General features: G+C 41.0%; 15 protein-coding genes. 10 read left to right on the top strand and 5 right to left on the bottom strand.

The genetic code is table 11. The features are described from left to right. Positions 1-34: 34 nt before the first annotated feature. The gene (locus VUI23_RS19755) at positions 35-1462 is read right to left on the bottom strand and encodes a sensor domain-containing diguanylate cyclase (protein WP_342808323.1); all 1428 of its coding nucleotides are present in this window, start codon (positions 1460-1462) and stop codon (positions 35-37) included. A 182-nt stretch (positions 1463-1644) separates the two neighbouring features. Here VUI23_RS19755 and glmU point away from each other — a divergent pair, with 182 nt between their 5' ends. The 4 genes from glmU to glmS all read left to right on the top strand — a co-directional run bounded on the left by glmU (position 1645) and on the right by glmS (position 7040). After that, positions 1645-3006 carry a bifunctional UDP-N-acetylglucosamine diphosphorylase/glucosamine-1-phosphate N-acetyltransferase GlmU gene (gene glmU / locus VUI23_RS19750; RefSeq protein ID WP_342805621.1) on the top strand — a complete coding sequence of 454 codons (1362 nt, stop codon included), beginning with the start codon at positions 1645-1647 and terminating at the stop codon, positions 3004-3006. A gap of 147 nt (positions 3007-3153) precedes the next feature. Beyond that, positions 3154-4272 carry an HDOD domain-containing protein gene (locus VUI23_RS19745; protein WP_342805620.1) on the top strand — a complete coding sequence of 373 codons (1119 nt, stop codon included), beginning with the start codon at positions 3154-3156 and terminating at the stop codon, positions 4270-4272. Positions 4273-4421: 149 nt separating this feature from the next. Then, positions 4422-5198: a DeoR family transcriptional regulator gene (locus VUI23_RS19740; protein ID WP_303500375.1), complete on the top strand. Its 777-nt coding sequence runs from the start codon at positions 4422-4424 to the stop codon at positions 5196-5198. A 9-nt stretch (positions 5199-5207) separates the two neighbouring features. After that, on the top strand, positions 5208-7040 hold the full coding sequence (gene glmS, locus VUI23_RS19735; protein WP_342805617.1) for a glutamine--fructose-6-phosphate transaminase (isomerizing): 1833 nt from the start codon (positions 5208-5210) through the stop codon (positions 7038-7040). 343 nt (positions 7041-7383) lie between these two features. On the opposite strand, the gene VUI23_RS19730 is transcribed toward glmS, so the two are convergent. Beyond that, positions 7384-8622 carry an ATP-binding protein gene (locus VUI23_RS19730; RefSeq protein ID WP_216048624.1) on the bottom strand — a complete coding sequence of 413 codons (1239 nt, stop codon included), beginning with the start codon at positions 8620-8622 and terminating at the stop codon, positions 7384-7386. 692 nt (positions 8623-9314) lie between these two features. On the opposite strand from VUI23_RS19730, the gene VUI23_RS19725 reads away from it, so the two are divergent. Continuing rightward, entirely contained in the window at positions 9315-9602 is a 288-nt protein-coding gene (locus VUI23_RS19725; RefSeq protein WP_342805615.1) for a hypothetical protein, read from the top strand. A gap of 174 nt (positions 9603-9776) precedes the next feature. On the opposite strand, the gene VUI23_RS19720 is transcribed toward VUI23_RS19725, so the two are convergent. Continuing rightward, entirely contained in the window at positions 9777-10796 is a 1020-nt protein-coding gene (locus tag VUI23_RS19720) for a reverse transcriptase domain-containing protein (RefSeq protein ID WP_342805613.1), read from the bottom strand. A gap of 605 nt (positions 10797-11401) precedes the next feature. Here VUI23_RS19720 and VUI23_RS19715 point away from each other — a divergent pair. Then, the gene (locus tag VUI23_RS19715; RefSeq protein WP_342805611.1) at positions 11402-13273 is read left to right on the top strand and encodes a GGDEF domain-containing protein; all 1872 of its coding nucleotides are present in this window, start codon (positions 11402-11404) and stop codon (positions 13271-13273) included. A gap of 363 nt (positions 13274-13636) precedes the next feature. On the opposite strand, the gene rnr is transcribed toward VUI23_RS19715, so the two are convergent. After that, a complete protein-coding gene (rnr, locus tag VUI23_RS19710) occupies positions 13637-15898 on the bottom strand; it encodes a ribonuclease R (protein WP_342805609.1) in 2262 nt (753 codons plus the stop codon). A gap of 244 nt (positions 15899-16142) precedes the next feature. Beyond that, positions 16143-16352 (bottom strand): cold-shock protein, encoded by a 210-nt coding sequence (locus VUI23_RS19705; protein ID WP_216048631.1) that lies wholly within the window; start codon positions 16350-16352, stop codon positions 16143-16145. 338 nt (positions 16353-16690) lie between these two features. On the opposite strand from VUI23_RS19705, the gene VUI23_RS19700 reads away from it, so the two are divergent. The 4 genes from VUI23_RS19700 (at position 16691) to VUI23_RS19685 (ending at position 21774) form a co-directional block, all read left to right on the top strand. Next, positions 16691-16957 (top strand): hypothetical protein, encoded by a 267-nt coding sequence (locus VUI23_RS19700; protein WP_342805607.1) that lies wholly within the window; start codon positions 16691-16693, stop codon positions 16955-16957. A gap of 91 nt (positions 16958-17048) precedes the next feature. After that, positions 17049-18644, top strand: a complete 1596-nt coding sequence (locus VUI23_RS19695) for a hypothetical protein (RefSeq protein ID WP_342805605.1) — start codon at positions 17049-17051, stop codon at positions 18642-18644. 436 nt (positions 18645-19080) lie between these two features. After that, the gene (locus VUI23_RS19690; RefSeq protein WP_342805603.1) at positions 19081-20349 is read left to right on the top strand and encodes an alpha/beta hydrolase; all 1269 of its coding nucleotides are present in this window, start codon (positions 19081-19083) and stop codon (positions 20347-20349) included. A 132-nt stretch (positions 20350-20481) separates the two neighbouring features. Beyond that, positions 20482-21774, top strand: coding sequence for an amidohydrolase family protein (locus tag VUI23_RS19685; protein ID WP_342805601.1), 1293 nt, complete (start codon positions 20482-20484; stop codon positions 21772-21774). The last annotated feature ends 372 nt before the right edge of the window (positions 21775-22146 follow it).

Genomic DNA, 22146 nt, shown 5'->3' with positions numbered 1-22146 from the left:
CAAAATACAAGCAGGTAGCAAGTGTAACTACTTACTACTCTGATTTTGATAATTGCATTCTGACAATATTACGACCGTCTCGTTTGGCCTGATACAAAGCATCGTCTGCATAACCTAGCACTTCGGTTAGAGGGCGCAGCGTGTCGGTGTGTGATACGCCAAAGCTAGCAGTTACTTGAACTGCAGCTGAGCCGGTGGAAGCGGTCATATTCGACATGCTTTCACGTAACTTTTGTGCCACGTCGTAGGCTTGATCAGGACTTGTGTCTGGCAACAACAGTACAAACTCTTCACCACCCCAGCGACCTACAACATCACCGTGTCGTAACTGATTACTTAACATATTTGATATTTGACGAAGTACATTGTCACCCGCGTTGTGGCCGTGGGTGTCATTCACCGCTTTGAAGTGATCAATGTCAATCAGAATCACCCCTACTTGTAGTCCTTTATCCATCATTTCAGCATAGCGTAATTCGACTTTATTACGATTCGGCAAACGTGTAAGAGGATCGGTCTGGAAGTTTTTCTGCATGTCTTGCTTAAAATAATACAGCAGGTGATAAATCAGCATAAACAATACAAATATAATCACCAACAACGTGACAACACTAATGATAAAGCTGCGGCTTATTTCAGTTTGTCTTGCTTCCAAAGGAGTCAGCAAATACATAGTCCAGCCGAAAGGCTCAACTTTCACTTCCGCAATGAGCGCATCTACACCGGAGGTTTTAACTAACAAATTATTCAGTGAACCATCGGGTAATTTGCTGATGTCTAGCGTTTTATACCAATCTAAACTTTCAAGGGTTTTAAATGTGGCATTCTCAACGATTAAATTAGGATCTGAAGAAAGTGCGATATTATTGTCTTGGTCCACAAAAATAAAATCGTAGCCATATTCGCGTTTGTACTGATCAAAAATTTCCACGAAACTGTCGAGGCTTTTACTGATCCCAAAAAAGCCGAGAAAGTTATCATCACCGTCATACACTTTTAAATCGATATAAAAATGTGGATCTTGCCATTGACCAATATCAGCTATAGCGTCATTAGGAGCAGCTTTGTAGCGAAAATACCAATCCACTTTGTCTTCGACTAATGCCAGTTTTGTCTTGTCTGAGTTGTATTGCATACGGCTGCTTTCACTGGCAATAAAAAACTCCATATCAAACTCGCTTTCGAGTCTTGTGAGCATAGAAAACATTGCTTCTTCATCAATGTCTTTGTCTTTCATTAAATCTTTGAGTTCTTTGGCTTTGGCTAATGTTTCGGATACATGAAGGGGTTCAAGAAGCTGATCAATAATTAAAGTAATAGCAGGAGAAATGGATTGCTGTTGAGCTCGGCTTTGCTCAGCAACAATTTTTGACGCTGTAAAATGAACAAGGGTTACTATTGAAATAACCACTACGGCAAACAAAATTAAAATACTACGATGTAAAGTTCGAAAGGCGTTCAAAGAAATCCAATTTCCATTCATTAATTTCAAGACATCATCTTAACGATAAGCGTCCAATACTTCTACGGATAAAATCCGCACAGGTTTTAGCCAAACAAATAATATATGCTTTGTGTGATATTACTAGACCTTTTAGTGAGCTTAGTTAGAATAAATAGAATTTTATGATTTAAGGATACTCAATGACGTTTTCAGTAGTTGTACTTGCAGCGGGCAAAGGCACGCGAATGAAGTCTAAATTACCCAAAGTACTTCACCCCATTGCCGATAAACCTATGGTGCAACATATTATCGATACTGTGAACACGCTGGGCGCTGAAAGCATTCATTTAATTTATGGCCATGGTGGCGAGCAACTGCAATCGGCATTGGCGCATAATCAACTCAATTGGTGTTTACAATCAGAGCAATTGGGTACTGGCCATGCGGTTCAGCAAGCGGTTCCTCATATTAAAGATGACGAAAACGTTTTGATCTTGGTGGGTGATGCGCCTTTAATTAAAGCGCAGACATTGCAGCAACTAATTGATGTTAAACAACAATCAGATCTAGCACTGTTGACCGTTGAATTGGATGACCCCACAGGAATGGGACGTATTATTCGAGATGGTGAAAATGTTACCGCCATCGTAGAACATAAAGATGCCACAGATGCTCAACGTCAAATAAAAGAAATTAATACCGGCATGATGATCATGGGCGGCGCTGACCTGAAACGTTGGTTATCAGCGCTAAACAGTGATAACGCACAAGGTGAGTTTTATCTCACAGACGTCATCGAGATGGCTGCCAATGAAGGTAAAGTGATTAAAGCTGCTCACCCAGCAAATTCGGTGGAAGTAGAAGGGATTAATAACCGTAAGCAATTGGCAATGATAGAACGGGCTTACCAGCTGGAAAACGCTGAGAACTTGCTGATGGAAGGCTTGTATATTTTAGATCCCCAACGTTTCGATTTGCGCGGTGAAATTTCATTCGGTTTAGATTGCAGCATTGACGTTAATGTCATCATTAAAGGCAAAGTGGAGTTAGGCAATAATGTAAAAATTGGCCCTAATTGCATTTTGATTGACTGCCAAATCGGCGATGATTCGGTAATAGAAGCGAACTCTATAATTGAGCAAGCTGAATTGCATAGTGGCTGCAGTGTCGGTCCATATGCTCGACTCAGACCAGGGGCTGTAATGCATGATAAGTCTAAGGTTGGTAATTTCGTAGAAATGAAAAAAACCGTATTAGGCAAAGGTTCTAAAGCCAACCACCTAACCTATTTAGGCGATACGCTGGTTGGAGAAGGAGCCAATATTGGTGCAGGCACCATTACTTGTAACTATGACGGTGTGAATAAATCCAAAACTATTATCGGTGACGGCGCGTTTATTGGCTCCAATAGTGCGTTAGTCGCGCCAGTGACAATCGGGAAAATGGCCACAGTAGGCGCTGGTTCAACGGTCAATACTAATGTCGATGATCATGAATTGGCGGTCGCTCGGAGCAAACAGCGAAATATACAAGGTTGGAAACGACCGACCAAAAAGACTTGAGAGAATAGGTAACAGGATTCTAGCGACAATTTTTATCTTTAAGTTTTTGCTAACTAATATTAGATAGAAATTGATTCAGGTTGTTATCGTGTATTTCAAGGCCTTGAACAAGGCCTTAAACAAAATTACTGGTTTGCAAATTCGAATATGTTTGAAAAATTGATCTCTCGCTTGTTTAAGCGCACAACACCCAAACCAGCGGTTAAAACTCCGTTAGTCAAGACGTCTGCGGCTATAGATTCGGCAAAAAGTGGCTTACCGGAAGTAACAAAACAAGCGAGTCCTGCTGAATCTAATTTACCTGATATTCCAGTACCTGCAAAAAGTATCACTCTTAGCGTTGCTTCATTTAACCGCTTGGAGTTTCTGTTCTACGATTATTTGTTAGGGCCATCTGAAACCAGTACCACCTTAAATCCCCTAGAACAATATATCTTAACTCGGGTGAATCACGCCCTTAAAAATCCGCAAGACGTGTTAACTCATTTCCCAGTTCTGCCGCAGTCTGTGCTGACCTTAACTAATTTATTGAACGATCCCGACTTTAACTTGACTGAATTCATCAAAGTGATTGAACAAGAGCCGAGTATTGCAAGCGAGCTGATGAAAAAAGCCAACAGCCCTGCTTATAAACGTGGAAATAATGAAATCACCGATCTGCAAAAAGCGTTTATGTTGATGGGTGCAAAAGATATAAAAGAATTTGTTTTAAATGGTTTTGTAAAAAACTTATGTCATCAAAAACCGATTTATTTTAAAGCATTTGGAGAAAAAGTTTGGTTGCATAGCCAAGAGGTAGCGGTGCTTGCCAAAACCCTAGCCCAAGCGCGCAATTTGAATGCTGATGCTGCCTATATTATTGGCTTGATGCATGATTTAGGCAAAATCGTTATTTTCCAATTTATGGTTGAAGCGTTTCAAAAAAGTCATCCAGACTTCAAACAAGATTCATTGGTGTTTAAGAAATTTCTCAGTCAGCGCTCTATGTTGCTCAGTGTTGAGCTAATGAAAATATGGGAAATGCCTTCTTTAATAATCGAAGTGGTAAAAGACCAAACTATATCCATATCTAAGATCTCAGAGCTCTCGCCACTCTCGGCGACACTTTTTGAAGCTAACTTAATGAGTGAGATCAGTCTTACCTTCCAAGCAGGTGATTACGACGAGTTGGCGTTAGAAGAAATGCTTGCAGAAGCATTATTGAGTGACCAAGCCAAAGACCTGCTAAAACAAAACCTTGGAATATTGCCGCCTACCGAGAATTAATCTTGATTGGTGGCAAATTGTTTATCTCAGCTTTTCTCCTTTTGATCGAAAAATACACAGGTATGAAACTAAATACTTGCAATTCGTAAATTATCACCTATTATTTCTTTCGTTTCGAAACTTAAGTGCTTTCATCGGTGGATACAATAGTGCAAAAACGCAATACCCAACAACGTCGTAGAGCTATCATTGAGCGTTTAAACGAACGTGGAGAAGTCGCTGTAGACGCTTTATCTAAGCTGTTTTCAACCTCTGAAGTAACGATTCGAAAAGATTTATCAGAACTCGAAAGTAACGGGTTATTGCTCAGAAAATTTGGTGGCGCTGTCTTATTGCCGTCAGAATCTTCTGAATTAACCAATGAAAAGCTTTCGAGTCGAAAGAAAGCTATTGCCATTGCCGCAGCTACTCTTATTCAAGATCATAACCGTATTATTATTGATAGTGGCAGCACTACAGCGGCGTTAATCCCCCATTTAGCCGCCAAACGTGGTTTAGTCATTATGACCAATTCACTGCATGTGGCGAATGACTTATTAGAACGTGAAAACGAGCCGCAAGTGCTAATGACCGGCGGCACATGGGATCAACAGTCTCATTCGTTTCAAGGTCAAATGGCTGAACAAATGCTTCGCGCCTATAATTTCGACCAAGCTTTTTTAGGTGCTGCGGGATTAGATACGCAGCGCGGTTCTACAACTTTCAATGAGTTAACCTCATTGAGCCGCACCATGGCAGAAGTATCAAAACAAGTGATTGTGATGGCGGAATCAGAAAAATTACAGCGCAAAATACCCAATGTGGAATTGCCCTGGTCAAAAATCTCAATATTGGTGACTGATGATGGCATTGATGAACAAGCCAAACATCAAATTGAACAACACGGCGTAAATGTGATTTGCGCTCCAACCCTTGAAACACATTAGGAGAAGATTATGTGTGGGATAGTAGGCGCAATTGCCGAACGCAACGTAGTTGAAATATTGTTAGAAGGACTGAGACGACTCGAGTATCGCGGATACGATTCAGCTGGAGTGGCAGTGTTGGATGGCAACGGCAACTTGACCCGTGAACGTCAGATTGGAAAAGTAAAAGCACTAAGTGATGCGATTGAAGCGAATCCAGTGAAAGGTTCTACCGGTATAGCGCATACTCGCTGGGCAACCCATGGCGGTGTTACTCAGAAAAATGCACACCCACACTTTTCAAATGACCGGATTGCCGTGGTGCATAACGGCATCATTGAAAACTATGAAGATCTGCGTGCCGATTTACAAGCCAAAGGTTATACCTTTGGTTCAGATACCGACACTGAAACCATTGCTCACACGGTTCACGAAGAGCTTAAAAATGGCAAAGATCTGCTACAAGCAGTGCAAGATTCTGTGAGCCAATTTCATGGTGCTTACGGTACCGTGATTATGGACAAAATGGACGCAAATCGCGTTATTGTTGCTCGTTCAGGCAGTCCATTGGTAATAGGTTTGGGGATTGGCGAGAATTTTATCGCATCAGACCAAATGGCTTTATTGCCGGTTACTCGTCGTTTTATGTTCTTAGAAGAAGGCGACGTCGCAGAGATAACTCGTACAAGCATCAAAGTATACGATGCTGCAGGTACGTTGGTAGAGCGCGATGTATTCGATTCAGATATTGAACATGATGCTGGCGACAAAGGCGGATATCGTCATTATATGCTCAAGGAAATCCATGAGCAGCCCATAGTTGTGCGCAATACTCTGCAAGATCGCTTAGGTGAGAGTGACTTAGTTGAAGGGATATTTGGGGCAGGTTCTGAGGCCATCTTAAAAGATATTAAACATGTGCAAATTATCGCATGTGGTACTAGTTATCATGCCGGTATGACGGCGCGCTATTGGCTGGAACAATATGCCAACGTATCTTGTAACGTTGAAATTGCTTCTGAGTTTCGTTATCGCAAATCAGTGGTACACCCTAACAGCTTGTTGGTGACTATTTCTCAATCTGGTGAAACTGCCGATACCTTAGCCGCGCTAAGATTAGCCAAAAACGTCGGTTATATGTCGAGTTTGGCGATATGTAATGTGCCAGGTTCATCGTTAGTGCGCGAATCTGACATGGCGTTTATGACCTTAGCAGGTGCAGAAATAGGCGTTGCTTCTACCAAAGCGTTCACCACTCAGTTGACTGGTTTCTTGATGCTGACATTGGCCCTAGGTAAGTACAATGGCATGTCTGAAATAGATAAGAAGTCGATTGTTAGTGGCTTACACAGCTTGCCAGCTAAACTTGAAGAAACCTTGAGTTTAACCGCTGGAATTGAAGATTTAGCCGAAGAGTTTGCCGATAAACAACACAGCCTTTTCTTAGGCCGAGGTGATCAATACCCGATTGCTATGGAAGGTGCGTTAAAGCTCAAAGAAATTTCTTACATCCACGCTGAAGCCTACGCATCTGGAGAACTAAAACACGGACCTCTGGCGTTAATCGATGACGAAATGCCAGTAATAGTCGTTGCTCCTAATAACGAACTTTTAGAAAAGTTAAAATCCAATGTAGAAGAAGTGCGCGCCCGAGGCGGTATTATGTATGTGTTCGCCGATAGGCAAGCAAAATTCGCCAGTGACGACACCATGCGAGTTATTAATGTGCCTCATTGTGAGCCAGCTATCGCACCAATCGTGTACACACTGCCCTTACAATTACTTTCCTACTACGTAGCCGTAATTAAAGGTACAGATGTTGACCAACCGCGAAACTTGGCCAAGTCAGTTACTGTTGAATAGAGACTAAAAGGGCCGAAAGGCCCTTGTACGAGTACATTAAAGTTTGAAACTAGACATTAAAGTTTGAAACTCGCACAGCCACGTCACTAGGTTTTGGTTGGGTTTGTGCCAATTGCCGACATTTAGGCTTAAATATTATTTGTATTGTTGAAGAAAGCGGCCGTTTCAAATCAGTCACCAGATGAAATGCAAAAGGTTGTTTACCGATAATTGATTAAACTAATTGTAGGACGGCTTAGAGCGATTTATAGTCATTTAAAAACCTGGCTTTTGGGGTTAAATTCTAGCCCTAAACCGGTCATTTGGAACTGAAAGGCTAATTAGTTCTAGGTCAAAAGTATGTTCAACTCGCTAAAAATGCAGCATAAGGGATTGCAAATAAGCGGTCACCAAAAGAGAGTATTGTATCTCCGTCGTAAAATACAACACCATTTGCAAAACAGTCGTTAACCGCATCACGTAACTTAATGAGTCCCTTGAAATCACTTAATTGGATGGTCGCAGACGCTTTCACTTCTATACCAGTAATATACTTGCCGTCTTGTATAACAAAATCGACCTCTACTTTGTCTTTGTTCCTGAAATGGTAAATATCTATATTGTTGTCTTGCCAACTGGCATATTTTTGTAATTCTTGATACACGTAAGTTTCAAGAAGCTGTCCTAACAAACTTCTATCTTTCTCCAAGTCATCACTTTTTACGTTAAGTAAGGCACACGCTAATCCCGTGTCTGCTAAATGTATTTTGGGGGTCTTGATTAAACGACTCAAGCGGTTAGTGTGCCATGGCTGAATTTGCTCAACTAAGAATATTTGTTCAAGTAATGTAATGTATTCTTTTATAGTGGGGCGGCTTACTGAAAAGGGGGACGCTAAGTCAGATACGTTGAACAATCTAGCAGTCTGACTGGCGCAGAGCTGAAGTAATTTCGGGAGTATGCTTATATTCTGAATACTGGCAATATCCTGAATATCTCGTTGAATAATAGTGTTAGTAAAATCTCGATACCATGCCATTTTCCTGTTTTCACTAGTTCGGCTAAGTGCAGAAGGGTAGCCGCCAGCAGTGATTAACGTGTTAATCTTTTTCCCAAGTTTTACATATCCAGTTGTTTTGACATTTTGATCTAAGGTGCGTGTAAATATGCTTAGCATGACGCTGGATTGGCGACCAATAATTTCAGCTTTCGATAACGCTCTTAGGTGAATAATTTCTACCCTACCCGCGAGCGAATCCGATAACTTTGGAAGGAGTAAAACGTTTGCCGAGCCAGTTAGTATAAAACGTCCAGGTTTTCTATTTTTATCAACGCTAGCCTTAATACTTGTAAATATTTCTGGAGCACGCTGGACTTCGTCGATAATGACTTTTTCTGGTAAATTATCGATAAAACCCACAGGGTCGTTTTTTGCAGAGTTGAGTTGGTTAGTATCATCAAAGGTCAGATAGTAATAGCCCTGCTTTTCACCTACAAGTTGTGCGAGCGTTGTTTTACCACATTGACGAGAACCATGAATTAGCACAACAGGTGTGTCACTAAGCGCATCTAATAAATTTTTTTTAGCGAAACGTTCAAACATTATGCGACTCAATTGGGTTAAGTATGATTCTGACTAATAGTAGAATTTAGTTCGTCCAATTGAAAGTTTAATGTCGTCCAATTGAAAGTTTAATGTCGTCCAATTGAAAGTTTAATGTCGTCCAATTGAAAGTGCGCGAGTACGAATACTTATTTAATAGCTTACTCAAACCAGTTTTTGTCGGCATTATCACTGCAAATTAATGTCGTTCAATAAAATATTTTGAACGGCAGATAAGCTTATCGAGGAACGGTCATTTCATTTTCTTCTGTGCTATTTTCTAAAGCAGTCATTTAGCCTTGGGAACCTGTTCGACGCATGCACTGCTTGAACGGATAGTTTTACGTTAATTCTGACTGAGAACTTTGTGCCAATTGCAGACGTAGCCGATCAGTGCGGGAACGATCTCAAATCGCAGGTTGCGGATCTTCAGAACTTAGCTGCATAAGGTGTGTATAAAGTAAAAGCAGACGGTGAGTGTATTGTTTCGTCATTCAGACATTGCTTTTTATGCTTACACATTTAGCAGTAAGGCGGTGACATGAATGTATAGACTCAGACACTAAAACGAAGTAAAACTGTCAGCTTTTTTTTCAATTCCACATCTTCATTCTCGTAAGTCATTGATTTTGTTTGCTGGCGTGAATATTGCCTATCTGTATATTGACAAATAAAAACAACTAGGAGTTAGCGTGAAACGATTTATGAAGTACATTTTTACAGTAGTCATATTTACAGGTTGGATGGGTGCCGCGCAGGCTTCACTTATTTTTGATTTTACTTTTACGAACTCAGCTAACGGCGGTGGAGTAGTAAGTGGTGAGATTTTGGGATTAGTGAACAATAACACTGTAATGGCCAGTAGTGTAAAGATATTAAGTAACAGCGCGGGTTTTGGTATAGGGTCTTATTCGGCTTTCGCCTATTTGAATTTATTTTACGATCATAAACTACGTGTTAACATTCATAAGATTTCTTGAGCTTCGGAGCGCACAATACATCCCCATTCGTAACCGATTCTTCCCTGATATTTAGTAATTTGAGTTTCACCGGTAGTGGTTTGTCGCACTCTCCACTGAGTGTTGGTACTGATATTTCGGCAGGCTTCAAAGCAACGCTACGTTCCGTCCCCGAACCTCATACGGCCGTGTTGGTTATATTAGGTCTTGCAGGCCTTGGGTTCTCGCGTTACAGAAAACAACATTAACTGGCGTTCCCACTATCCCTGCATTTACCCAACGTAACCAGCGGGTAATATAGTCATCAAGCGCAGCGGCTCTTTTTGGAGCCGTTTGCTTTTGCTCATAAAGCTGACGCACTTTATTCACCGCGTTAGTTATCGTTTTTTCTGCCAAGGCTAGTTCTGGCAGGCCAAATCGATAACCCAAAAAATCGAATGTTTTAACAATCTTTCCAATAAACGTCTTATCTCGCGCTTGTGCAACTTTAAGTAGATTGAAGTGCTGATTAACTGTTTTGACGGCCTTACGTAAGTGCCAGCGTGTTTTTGCCAATACAATGACGTCATCCATGTACCTGCGATAAAAATAACGGAAGTCACCTTCCATCTTTTTATCTAAGGCCTTTAAGTAATAGGCTGCGATTATCGGTGAGAGTGAGCAGCCCCTTGATATACCACATGTAATCGATTTAAACGTTCCACCCATCTCAACACTGCGTTTTACAAACTGCACCAGCAAACGCCAAATAAACGGGTCGCTAATTTCTTTATCTAGCAGTTTAAGTAATAGAGTATGGTCTATGGATTGATAATACTGTTTTACATCAGTTTTCATTACGTAGGAGTAATCAGGCAGGGCTGCGCGAATATCATTCACCGAGGCTTTTAAACCACCATGCCCTTTAATGTGGGTACACAGGGGCGATAAGCCTAATGCATCGGGTAAGGCCATCGCTAACATCTTTAACACTAAAGCATCTTGCGACGACCACAAATGCATTGTGGTGCCATTGGCATTGGTCACCATGCTCAAGGGCATAAAGGTGTAATCTTGCTGGTTGAGCATTTGCAGTAGCTCTGCCCGCAGGGTGTGCCAATGAAAACGCAAATGCCATATATCCGCATTGGCAGGAAAGTTAGTCCGCTGCTTACACAGCCATGAATAAGCGGTATCGATAGCGGCTTCAGTAAAAACGTGTTTGGCTTTTAACATGATTTAAGGATAGTCGAATGGCTGCTATAGGAGAAACCAAACGTTTGTAGGGTGGACGTTGAACGGCTGCTAACTCAGTGAATTTGTTAGACGTCACAGCCAAGACGTATGACCGTTGATCGCTCAAACCCGCCTGTCAGTTTATTTAGTAAGTCTGAGTTTCAAACATTAATCAGTCGAATTTTTATAAAGTTTTAGCTTTGGTTTTTCCTAGTTACAAACATTGGGTAATTTAGGCAAAATCTAAGTACACAAAATTGCGGGTTTGAAACTGACTCAAGTTTTTGATGTGTGGTTACAATGAATAAAGATAGGATTAATTAAGATACGACAAAGTCGCTTGGTGTTAACAAATTAAGGTATCGTATCTTAGACTCGATCTGACATTTATGGTCAAGTGTTTTAGACCTAATCTGACAGTCAGAAATGTAGTCATAACGGACCTTCGAAAATTTTGAATTCCGAACAACTAAAGATATAGATTATTCTTTGCTCAGTGAAACCACAAACAATTACTTTAGAAATCAAAAAACCGACATAAGCACTTGAGTCTGATAATATCATTGGTCAATGAGAGTAGGAAGAGTAACGATAGAGGAACACTGGTGAAGTTGCTTATTTATATTTGCATACTGGTAACGATGTTAACGACGAAGGATGTGGTTGCATTGACAAAAGATGAGTATTTTCATGCCTATCGAGACGTCCTACAGGGCGCACCAACAAACAAACAAGAATTAGCTGTGCTTATAGAGAAGTCGTCGGTGTTATCTGACTCAAGCCCAGTCGCTTCAATTTACATCGCATTGCTTGACTCGCTGATTGACCATCCCACGGGATTCGAAATGTACTCTACGGTGTCTCAAGAAATATCAGCAAAGGTCAAATCGACTCATCCATCGCTGTTTTACAGGCATCAAATACTTGAAGCTTACAATTTAGGTATCAATGGCGATTGGGACTTAGCACACCGCGCTATAGAAAACATCATTTCCAATTCTGTTGACAGCGATGAAGAGCTTTATTTTGACGCCGTAGCGGCAAAGTCTACGTTTTTGGCACGTATGGGGCTGATTCGCGCCTCATTAAATGAAATATCACGTGTTCTCGACCAATTACCTTCGTTAAAAAATAAACACTTTTTTGGTGATGGCGCTATCCAGAATGCCGAGCTTCTAATAGGACTAAGCATGTCTTATCTGGGTGAATACGAAAAAGCAATAGAGCTTTGTTCTAGGACTCAAGGCTTCTTTAAAGAGCGCCCGATGGCCAGCCCCCACAGATATTATCAAATCTCAATGGATTGTCAGCGGCGAAGTTTTAAGGAGGTAGACAAGTCGAAGCAAGCTTACATGATTCTTGATGAATATATTGCATATGCGGAGAATATACGTGACTGGGAAACTTATGTTTATGGGCTTACTCTAAAAATTGATGATTATTATCAAAATGAAAAAGAAATAGCTGCAATAAATCTTATCGAAAGTACTCAAGAGTTTGTTTCAACATTGCCAGAGTCGTACGACAAAGCCACATATGATATTGCTCGTTTCAAGTCAGCAGTGGTTCGAGGGCAACTTGGACTCGCAAAGCAACTGTCAATAGAGCTTAGTGAGCGCTTGAAGAATATTGCAGAAGGAGATTTGTTAAGTGCAGGGTTCAATGCTATACAAGCCGACCTATTTGTAGCAACAGGGGAGATGGAGCGCGCTATCGACTCGCTAAGACAAAGCAAAAGCTATTACCAATCTCTTTACTTTCAAACCGATAACCGAAAGGAGCTGTTTAGCGACTATTACGAGAGTGCCTTAGCAGAGAGAAAATTGCAGTTGGTATCAAAAGAGCATGAATTTTCTAAGCTAAAGTTATTGAGCAGTAGCAGACTAAACACTTTATTAATAACTGGGCTTATACTGTTAACATTAGCCCTGATGGTTATCAGCTATCTCTTCATTGTTCAAAGAAAACTTAAAAAAGAGCAGGCGAAACTTGCATCAACAGATCCACTTACTGGTATTCGTAACAGAAGAAGCTTATTGAGTGCAATAGATCTTGAGGTGGATAAAGCCAAGAGACATAAACAATCTCTGTCTTTAGCATTGATCGATCTGGATTATTTCAAAACCATAAATGACAAATATGGACACGATTATGGTGACGAGTTATTACAAAAGTTTACTCACTTTTTAGAAAGCGTTATCAGGGAAACTGATGTATTTGGAAGATATGGTGGAGAGGAGTTCATTATTTGCCTTCCAATGACCTCCGCTTTGGAGGCCGAAAGGATCTTGAATGATATTCTCAATGGCTATCGTAAACTTCAAATAGGGGCCGATATAAAAAATCAAACTTTTTCAGCGGGAATTACTGAATATAATAATGGGGAAACAACATCTTTGTTAATTAGTCAATGTGATAAGGCGTTGTACAAAGCAAAACACGATGGTCGTGGAAGAATTTACACTCATAAAAAGTAGTTGTGTTTTAAAAATCACGAAATTACATTTAACGAAAACCTAATTATCGGGCGTCTCAGGCAATACTCTAAAGCTCATTTACTAAGTACTGCCTCTTTTCTTTTCCCGGTTCCATACCACCAAAAATTGAACTCACAGTCTATTGCTGCCGATGGAAAACGCCGGAACCTACTTCTGCTTTTCGCTTATTGCCGAATATCTGCTCGTTGCCAAAGCGGACATAGCATTTACATGGACAGCCACAAACTTGATTCTTAAGAAAAGCGAAGCAACTATGTTTGTGTCATCTTTTCAAAGTGTGAATCTGGCCGCTTGAGGCTATCGAGTTCAATCAGGTTTAAACTCATCGTAAATCTTATGCATTTAAACGACTGCAGAGGAATCTAAAGGGAGTTCGAAATTCATTTTACGGTTAAGTGAGTCAACGTCCTTTAACACAACGGTGACTTCATTCCCTATTTCAAATTCATGATGGTTGTTGGTTAATTTTTGCTTATTTGCGTCAAAGTTAAATCCTTGACCGGGCAAACTTGCAATGTGCACTAGGCCTTCGGCACCAGATTGCGCTAACGTAACAAATAAACCTGAGCTGTTCATTCCCGATATACATGCTTCAAAAGAATTGCCGATAAAAGGTTGCATATACTTGCACATCATTGCGTTTTCAACTTCGCGACTAACGATGTCTGCTAAGCGCGATTGGTTAGAGCAATGCACTGATAAAAGATCAATCTCTTCGGAGTTATAGGGATATGCCGTTTTAGGCAGTGTCTTATTTTGCAATTTATCCAACTTTAATTGGCGTAATACCCATTGCAACCCCGTTCTTTTTTGTTGTTTTCGAATCTTTGCGCGAATTGCACGGTGAGTTAATAAATCAGGGTAGCGCCTAATTGGCGAAGTGAAATGGGCATAGGCGTCGTAAGCTAAACCAAAGTGTCCTTGATTATTTGGCGAATATTCCGCCTGACTTTGTGAGCGAAGTAACAAGGTTTGAATCACCTTTGCATCCGCTCTTTTACTCACCTTTTTTAATAAATTATTATAGTGATGAGGTGTTGGCTTATCTCCGCCGCCGAGGTTTAAACCTTTGTCTGACAAAAATGCGCGAAGTGCCGTTAACTTTTTCTGTTGCGGACCGGCATGTACTCTAAATAAACTCGGAATTTTGTTACGTTCTAAAAACTGCGCAGTGGCGACATTGGCGCAAAGCATGAACTCTTCTATCATTCGATGCGCGTCGTTGCGCTTCAGCGGTGATATGTTGGCGATGTTTTTATTTTTGTTGAGTTTAAGCGCGAGTTCTTGTGTTTCGAATTCAATTGCACCTCGTTGTTTGCGTTGTTTGCCTAAAACTCTAAACAAGGAGTGTAAGTTTGCAACATGTGGCACTATTTCTGGATTGGAATCGGAAATTGTCTTACCCAGCTTACTACCTGGTTTAGTAACAAGTGCATTGGCTTGATTGTATGTTAATCGAGCATGAGACTTAATCAAGCCCTCAGAAAACTGAGCGTTGCTAACTAGCCCTTTTTGATTAATTGTCATTTCGCAAACCATCACTAAGCGATCTTCATCTGGGTTTAGCGAGCAAAGTCCGTTGGACAAGGCTTCAGGTAACATAGGAACAACCTGATCTGGAAGATAAATTGATGTCGCTCGTTGTTGCGCCTCAATATCTAAATCATCGTTTGGCAGAACGTAGTGAGAAACATCTGCTATTGCAACCAATAGACGCCATTCGCCAGTTTCTAACTTTTCACAATAAACCGCATCATCAAAGTCTTTCGCATCGGCACCATCAATGGTCACAAATGGCAGAGAGCGATAATCTACGCGCTGGGTTTTATCTTTTTCAGACACTTGCGTACCCAAAGCGCTTGCTGCTTCAAGTAGGGTGTTATCCCATTGAGCTGAAATACCGTGTCGATAAAGGGCAAGTTTGCTGTCTATTCCGGCATCGCTAACGTTACCTAGTACGTCAGTAATTTCAACTTGTGTGTGTTGGCGAAAATTAGGGTAATTTAGGATTTTTGCATTCACATACTGACCGACGCGTGCTTGATTGAGCTTACTCTTATCAACCTGGATAATGTGTGAAATCTTGCTGTTATCTGACTGCAAGACGTAACCTTTACTCTCACGTTGGAGCAAACCAACAATGTGAGTGGTGTTGCGTTCGAGCACTTTAATCAGCGTATTGAAAGCACGTTTTGCATTTTTTGTGGGTTCAATAAGTACCTGAACAATATCACCGTCAAATACGTGATTTAATTGATTTTTGGGTATAAATAAGTCTTTTTCAGACTCGCTATAAGTGACGAATCCGAAGCCATCCGGGTGAATATTGATGACGCCACTTACCAGTGATTCTGGATCGATGAGTTGATAGCCCTTGCGCTGAAATGATAGCTGACCATCACGTTCCATGGCGCGCAAACGTCTTCTTAGTGCCTCTTTATCTTGTGAGGAGTGCAATGCTAATGCATCGGCGATTTGTTCGCGGTTTAGGTGTTTTTTGACGTTGCTAAACAGGCTTAATATAAATTCACGACCAGGAATAGGGTTGTCATAGGTTCTAACATTTGCAGGGTGAGTTGCTGAAATTGATGCGGTTTGATTCAAATTAATAAAATTCTCTTTGAGCCGCCTTGCGTTTTACGTGTTTTTTCAAAAATGGGGATGTAAACCAGTATGTTGGAAATAGAACTTATGAAAAACAGGGCGGTGTGACTCTGAAAATGAGTCGAAATAATAAAACGAGTAAAAGTATTGATAACTCGTTGGACTTAATTGTATGTCAGTCTTCTGCTCACATTTACATATGAGCAAAATCTGACATTAGCTTTATCTGTTTAGTTAAAGCGGTTTAGATACAAACAATGTTTTCTGCTTGTGGGCCTTTTTGACCTTGAGTAACAGAGAATTGTACGCGCTGTCCTTCAGCTAACGTTTTAAAGCCATCGCTAACGATTGCGCTGAAGTGAGCGAAAACGTCAGGGCCAGATTCTTGTTCGATAAAACCAAAACCTTTACCTTCGTTAAACCATTTTACTGAACCAGTAGTTGTATTAGACATAATAGATATCCTAGAAATAATTAAAATTGTGCCAAAAAATTTGGCAATTGAGCGTGAAAAATGGAGATTGTACTGAGGATAACGCGAAGTATTACAAATAAACTATTATGACTAGATTACTACAAATGGAAAACAACGAGGGATTCACAAAAACAGGCCTTTTCTCAAACCTTGGGACTAAAGTACTCTCAATATGCAGGGTAGTCAAGGTGTATTTTTATACCGAATACCAACGAAAATCCTAAGGTCGAATAAATCTGTTATATTTTGCTCCCGTGGTTATTACCTTTGTATTGGCCTTGTAAATTCCCGAACAAGCGAAAAAAGGAACAAATAAGGTGTTTCACCTTAGAGGCCAATTTGCCGTTTTTATTTCGCTGTTAGTGCTTTTGTTATCTGCTTGTTCTTCCAGTCCCAAATTAATGCCGACACCGAATGGTTTTATCAATACGCCTTTTTTAGAAAGCGATATTCCCGAAGCTCTGCGTGAAACCAGTATGGAACTGATATATGTGACAGACCGAGGTAGCTCTGAGCAAAAAGGGGTTATATACGATGCGAGTCGTTTGCCATCAATTGCTTATGGTTTACTCATTGTCATTTGAAGCGTGATCCGTAAGCGGCTAGACCAATCAGGGATTTTCTGCTATTCCTTAAATACCAATTGAAGTCTTTATTCTTCATGGAGGCTAACCCATGACAAGGTCACAAAAAAGTCTACAAAAGTATGCTCTGGGAAGACATAGCGTTTTCAGGAATCTAAAGTTCATTATGGCCTCGGTCATTTCACTTTTTTTGCTGTCATCTCCTTCATTCGTTGCCGCCCAGAGCAAAGCTATTGAACACATTCTGCTTCAGACTGATAAATTAAAACTTATGCCTTACGATAATGGTTCGTTGTCCGGTTGGTGTAAGTTGGAAAATAAAGGAAGTTTTCCCAAAACGATCCCTTTGCGGGTAGAGCATAAGCTCAGCCCCAAACAACGAGCTCAGTTGTTCAAACCGAATCTCGAACAATTTGTACTTCAACAGGTTATTCCTGCTATCGAAAAAACGTGCTCTGGAGCTGCAGGCTTTCGGACAAACTATAACATTCGTCTGTCTATGCAAGATTGGTCAGATTCTTATGGTTATTACGACTTTGATAACTTTGTATTTCGCTATCGTGATGGCATCATCACTCGAACTCAGTATAACCCGTCAAGTGCAGCTCGTACCGCGCTCGGGGAGGACGGTATAGACGCATTAACACCCCCAAAACAGCTAGACCGGGTAGATAAAGTCCTTGGCCAAATCGGTCCTTTCTCGCTTTATCCTCGCAATGATCCCTTTTGTTACGGCTCTATAGCTCACGTCGATGCAGAGTTCGATAGCACCATAGATGAGCGTGATGAATGGGTTAAGGCCAATTATAAAGGGAATGATAAAATCGGATTTGAAGGATTTGTTAGTGAAGAGGTGTTGCCAAGAGTGCGGGAGCACTGCAAACGTTTTATGGCTATAGAGCTACATTTTTATGAACGAGGTTCAGTTAACCGGTGGGAGTCCATGAGGTTTAATCTTAGTTATCAAGGTTCAGTATCCATCGCCCAACATAATATGAGCGAGAAAGCCAAGTCATATGCACGTTTGAAGATTAATCAGCGAGTATTTGGCACCTGTGATTCCTCCCCTTATTGTTCAATGCTCGGAGGTGTGTATCTAGATGCTATCTACCGCTATGACATTCAAACGATTGCCAAAATAAACCAGCAACTGGAAGCTGAATATGCCAAGAAAGCGGGAACAGCCGATCTTAAACGGTTTTTTGACCTAGCCGCTGAGGCAGGGCTCAAAGGTGCCAAAAATACTGATGTATCGTTGCAGTTCCCATCGCTTTTGATCAGCAAATACATTTACGACTTCAGTCGCTTCGCGGTAAGTAAGGCAAAACTCACCGGCAATCGTCAGGATGCTTGTTTTCGTGAAGGAACCAAAGTAGTGGATACCCGCACCACCACTCGAGTGATTGACTATCAAGACCAGATGGGCAACTACGCAGGTAGTGCTGGCGGCATACGAATAGGCAAGGTCTATCGTGTAAACCCCGAATTTCAAACCTTATGTGAGAGATTCTGCGGCCCCGCGAGCGGCGAATTTGCTGATTTTTTAGATAGCTTCCTCACACTGGAAAAAAGCGGGCATATCCTTGCTGGTCTTGAGCACGGAATTAAAACCTTGGATTGCCAAAGCCCGGAAGTTCTGCAGTTCGAAAAGAACTTAATAAAGCTGACAAATAGCGTCATTCAGTAATGTATTACTTTATTAATCAGCCAATTCGAGTCCACAGTATAAGAAGGCGGGAAAAGTAAGATAGGCATCTTTATGAGCTCTTTTGCCGACGTTTTTGTCTTTGCTTTTTCCGCAATTCGCGTTTTTTCTGTTGTTTTATTTTGTCTCGCCATACCGAGATAATAATTGCAGCGATTATGCTGATAAATAAAACGGCGATGCCCACGCCTTACAAGAAACATAGCTGTTCATACGCGCAAGGTAAACCAATGCTAATTTCCATATTGTTTACGCTGCCTCTTTATCTTTTAGTGATATATAAGACCTGATTCTCAGGCAAAGCATTTCCGACAAATCTGTTGGGCCACAGATTTGAAATCTGTTATATTTTGCTCCCTTGGTTATTACTTTTTGTATTGGCCTTGTAAATTCCCGAACAAGCGAAAAAGGAATAACTATGTTTCACCACAGAGCTCAACGCTCAGTTTTTATCTCCTTTTTAGTTCTGCTGATATCTGCGTGTGCTTCCGCTCCAAAATTAATGCCGACACCTAATGTATTTATCAATACGCCTTATGCAGAAAGTGAGGTGCCCGAAGCTCTGCGTGAAACCAGTATGGAACTGATATATGTGACAGACCGAGGTAGCTCTGAGCAAAAAGGAGTTATATACGATGCGAGTCGTTCGCCATCAATTGCTTATGGTGTTGCCAAAGTGAATTTTGCAGATAAGTTATTGCCGTGGAATACATTATTAGCGCAAAGTAACCTGCAAAATCGTTCAGCTGATTTAACCTATGTACTAGAAAACGTCGACGAGCAGGGACGCTTTCCTTTATCGCCGTATAAATTTAGACGGGTAGGAGATCGACTTCAAATTGACGAAGAAATTCTCGCGCAAAAGTCTTTTCATGAAAATCAACTCAACAACAATATTAGCCAACGTTTAAAACAAAGTGAAAATAAAGACGTAATTTTATTTGTTCACGGTTTCAATAATACTTTTAATGAATCCGTATTTACTCTTGCTGGTATTTGGCATTTTCTAAAACGCCAAGGTGTGCCTATCGTATATTCTTGGCCTGCGGCGGCAAAAGGCTTGAATGCCTATTTTGCAGATAGAGAGTCGGGACAATTTACGATTTTCCATTTAAAAGAAACCTTACGATTACTGTTTAAAAATCCTGAAATCGAAAACATTCATATTATTGCCCACAGTCGAGGTACTGATGTCGTCACCACAACGCTACGGGAGCTGATCATTGAGAATAGAGCCAGTGGCGGAAACCCAAGGAAAGACTTACGTATCGAAAACCTCATTCTGGCGGCGCCAGATCTCGATTTTGGGATTATTAAACAGCGATTAATGGCCGAACAATTTGGGCCAGCCTTTGGAAAAATTACTATTTATACGTCTCAAGAAGATAGCGCCTTGGGTATCTCCCAATGGTTAACAAACAGCTTGAGTTTTGGTCGATTAAATACCAAAGATGTTAATCTCAATGAGCGCAATATCTTTAATTCAGTAGGAAATGTGAGCTTAATCAAAGTACCAAAGTCGGGCAGTTTTATTGGACATGATTATTTTCATAGTAATCCAGCCGTCAGTTCTGACCTTATCAACCTGATCTTATTCAATGCCGAACCTGGTTCTAAAGAACGGCCATTGAAAAGACTCGAAAATAACTTTTGGTCACTGGATTCTGATTATTTAATTGAGAAATAAGCACTTTGCATTAAAAAGAAAGTAAGCAGAACCTCTCAGGCTATTTGGCGTGTCGTAATTATCCATTAGTATTGTTTTCATAAAAAATTGTATAGTAAAAATACAATCACACTCATAAAAGGTATCTAAGGTATGAAAGGATTTCAGCTCATTCGCAGCATGTTATTTTCTGTTTTTGGCGTATTTGCGTTAAATACTCTGGCCATTGCAGACACTCAGTTTGTTTATGCAGACGCCTTTGTGAATGTTAAAACCGGTAAATTGGTCACGCGTCCGTTATTAGAAATTCAAGACGGTAAAATTGTCAAAATTACCGCCAATAAGCGTGCCCCAATGCCGCAAAACACCGTCGATTTGAGCGGTCATACACTTTTACCCGGTCTGACCGATATGCACGTTCATCTTACTGCCGATTCACAACAACATGGTTATAGTGGCTTAGCTGACTCTTTACCTAGAGTGACATTAACGGGCGCAAAACATGCGAAAGTAACTTTAATGGCTGGCTTTACTACCGTGCGGGATGTAGGCGCTCCAGGTTTTTCCGATGTGGCACTGCGTGATGCGATTAATGATGGCGACATTGAAGGGCCACGGATGTTTGTCGCAGGAAGCTCTTTAGGTGTTACCGGTGGGCACTGTGATAACAATCTGTTGCCTGCTGAATATAAAGTGACAGCCGATGGTGTGGCAGATGGTCCTTGGGGAGTGCGTAAAAAAGTTCGTGAGAATATTAAGTACGGCGCAACTGTGATTAAGTTTTGCGCCACAGGTGGGGTGTTATCTAAAGGCACTAAAGTAGGCGTTCAGCAATATACGCTAGAAGAAATGCAAGCCATTGTTGACGAAGCTCATATGCGAGGATTAATAGTGGCGGCTCACGCACACGGAACCGACGGTATTGTCAGTGCGATAAAGGCGGGTGTAGATTCAATAGAACATGCTTCATTTCTTAATGACGAGGCGATTTCTTTAGCTAAGAAAAACGGAACTTACTTTTCTATGGATATCTACGTTACTGAATTTATTCTAAGTGAAGGCAAAAACGCAGGCATATTAGAGGAAAGTTTAGCGAAGGAACGTACGGTAGGTAAAAAGCAGCGTGAAAACTTCAGAAAAGCAGTAAAGGCGGGCGTCAATATGGTATTTGGCAGCGACGCAGGGGTTTACCCCCATGGTGACAACGCCAAACAGTTTTCGCGAATGGTAGAGTTTGGTATGACACCACTGCAAGCCCTACAAGCAGCTACTATCAACTCGGCGAAGCTTCTCCAGCAAGAACAGCTATTTGGCAGCATTGAAGAAGGGAAAATGGCCGACATAGTCGCGATCAAAGGCAACCCATTAGATGACATCAGTTTACTTGAGAACGTTGTTTTTGTGATGAAAGAAGGTACTGTGTATTTACAACCAGCGCTTAAGTAACCTGAAAAACCGCGGCACAAAACTCGTTGATCAGAAAAACGCACTGTTAACTATTGCAACTTGCTTTTTCGTTGCCTTAGCCGCTTTTCGCGCTTTTTCCGCTGTTTTATTTTGTCTCGCCAAACAGAAACAACGATTGCCGCTATTATGCCAACAAATAAGGCAGCGATTCCTACTCCAGACCAAAAACACAATTGCTCATATACGCATGGTATGCCAATTTGAATCTCCGTATTGTTCACAATATTTGGTTACTCCATGCATATAGGACAGTGTCAATTGGTTAGCTATGAGTGAGTTGTCACCCTAATAGCTTTTATACTATCGATATATTAGACCTGTTGTTTGTAGATAAAATTTCCGGCACTGCGC

The organism is Alteromonas sp. M12 (assembly GCF_037478005.1).
In the GTDB taxonomy this organism is placed as follows: Bacteria; Pseudomonadota; Gammaproteobacteria; order Enterobacterales; family Alteromonadaceae; genus Aliiglaciecola; species Aliiglaciecola lipolytica_A.
Note: the sequence above shows the minus strand (reverse complement) of the source record. Positions and strands in the feature narration are given on the sequence as shown.

Excerpts from the sequence above, each read along its gene's own strand:
- VUI23_RS19695 (WP_342805605.1), top strand. The coding sequence starts at position 17,049 with ATGACAAGGTCACAAAAAAGTCTACAAAAGTATGCTCTGGGAAGACAT.
- glmS (WP_342805617.1), top strand. The coding sequence starts at position 5,208 with ATGTGTGGGATAGTAGGCGCAATTGCCGAACGCAACGTAGTTGAAATA.
- VUI23_RS19745 (WP_342805620.1), top strand. The coding sequence starts at position 3,154 with ATGTTTGAAAAATTGATCTCTCGCTTGTTTAAGCGCACAACACCCAAA.
- VUI23_RS19705 (WP_216048631.1), bottom strand. The coding sequence starts at position 16,352 with ATGTCTAATACAACTACTGGTTCAGTAAAATGGTTTAACGAAGGTAAA.
- VUI23_RS19690 (WP_342805603.1), top strand. The coding sequence starts at position 19,081 with ATGTTTCACCACAGAGCTCAACGCTCAGTTTTTATCTCCTTTTTAGTT.
- VUI23_RS19685 (WP_342805601.1), top strand. The coding sequence starts at position 20,482 with ATGAAAGGATTTCAGCTCATTCGCAGCATGTTATTTTCTGTTTTTGGC.
- VUI23_RS19720 (WP_342805613.1), bottom strand. The coding sequence starts at position 10,796 with ATGTTAAAAGCCAAACACGTTTTTACTGAAGCCGCTATCGATACCGCT.
- VUI23_RS19730 (WP_216048624.1), bottom strand. The coding sequence starts at position 8,622 with ATGTTTGAACGTTTCGCTAAAAAAAATTTATTAGATGCGCTTAGTGAC.
- glmU (WP_342805621.1), top strand. The coding sequence starts at position 1,645 with ATGACGTTTTCAGTAGTTGTACTTGCAGCGGGCAAAGGCACGCGAATG.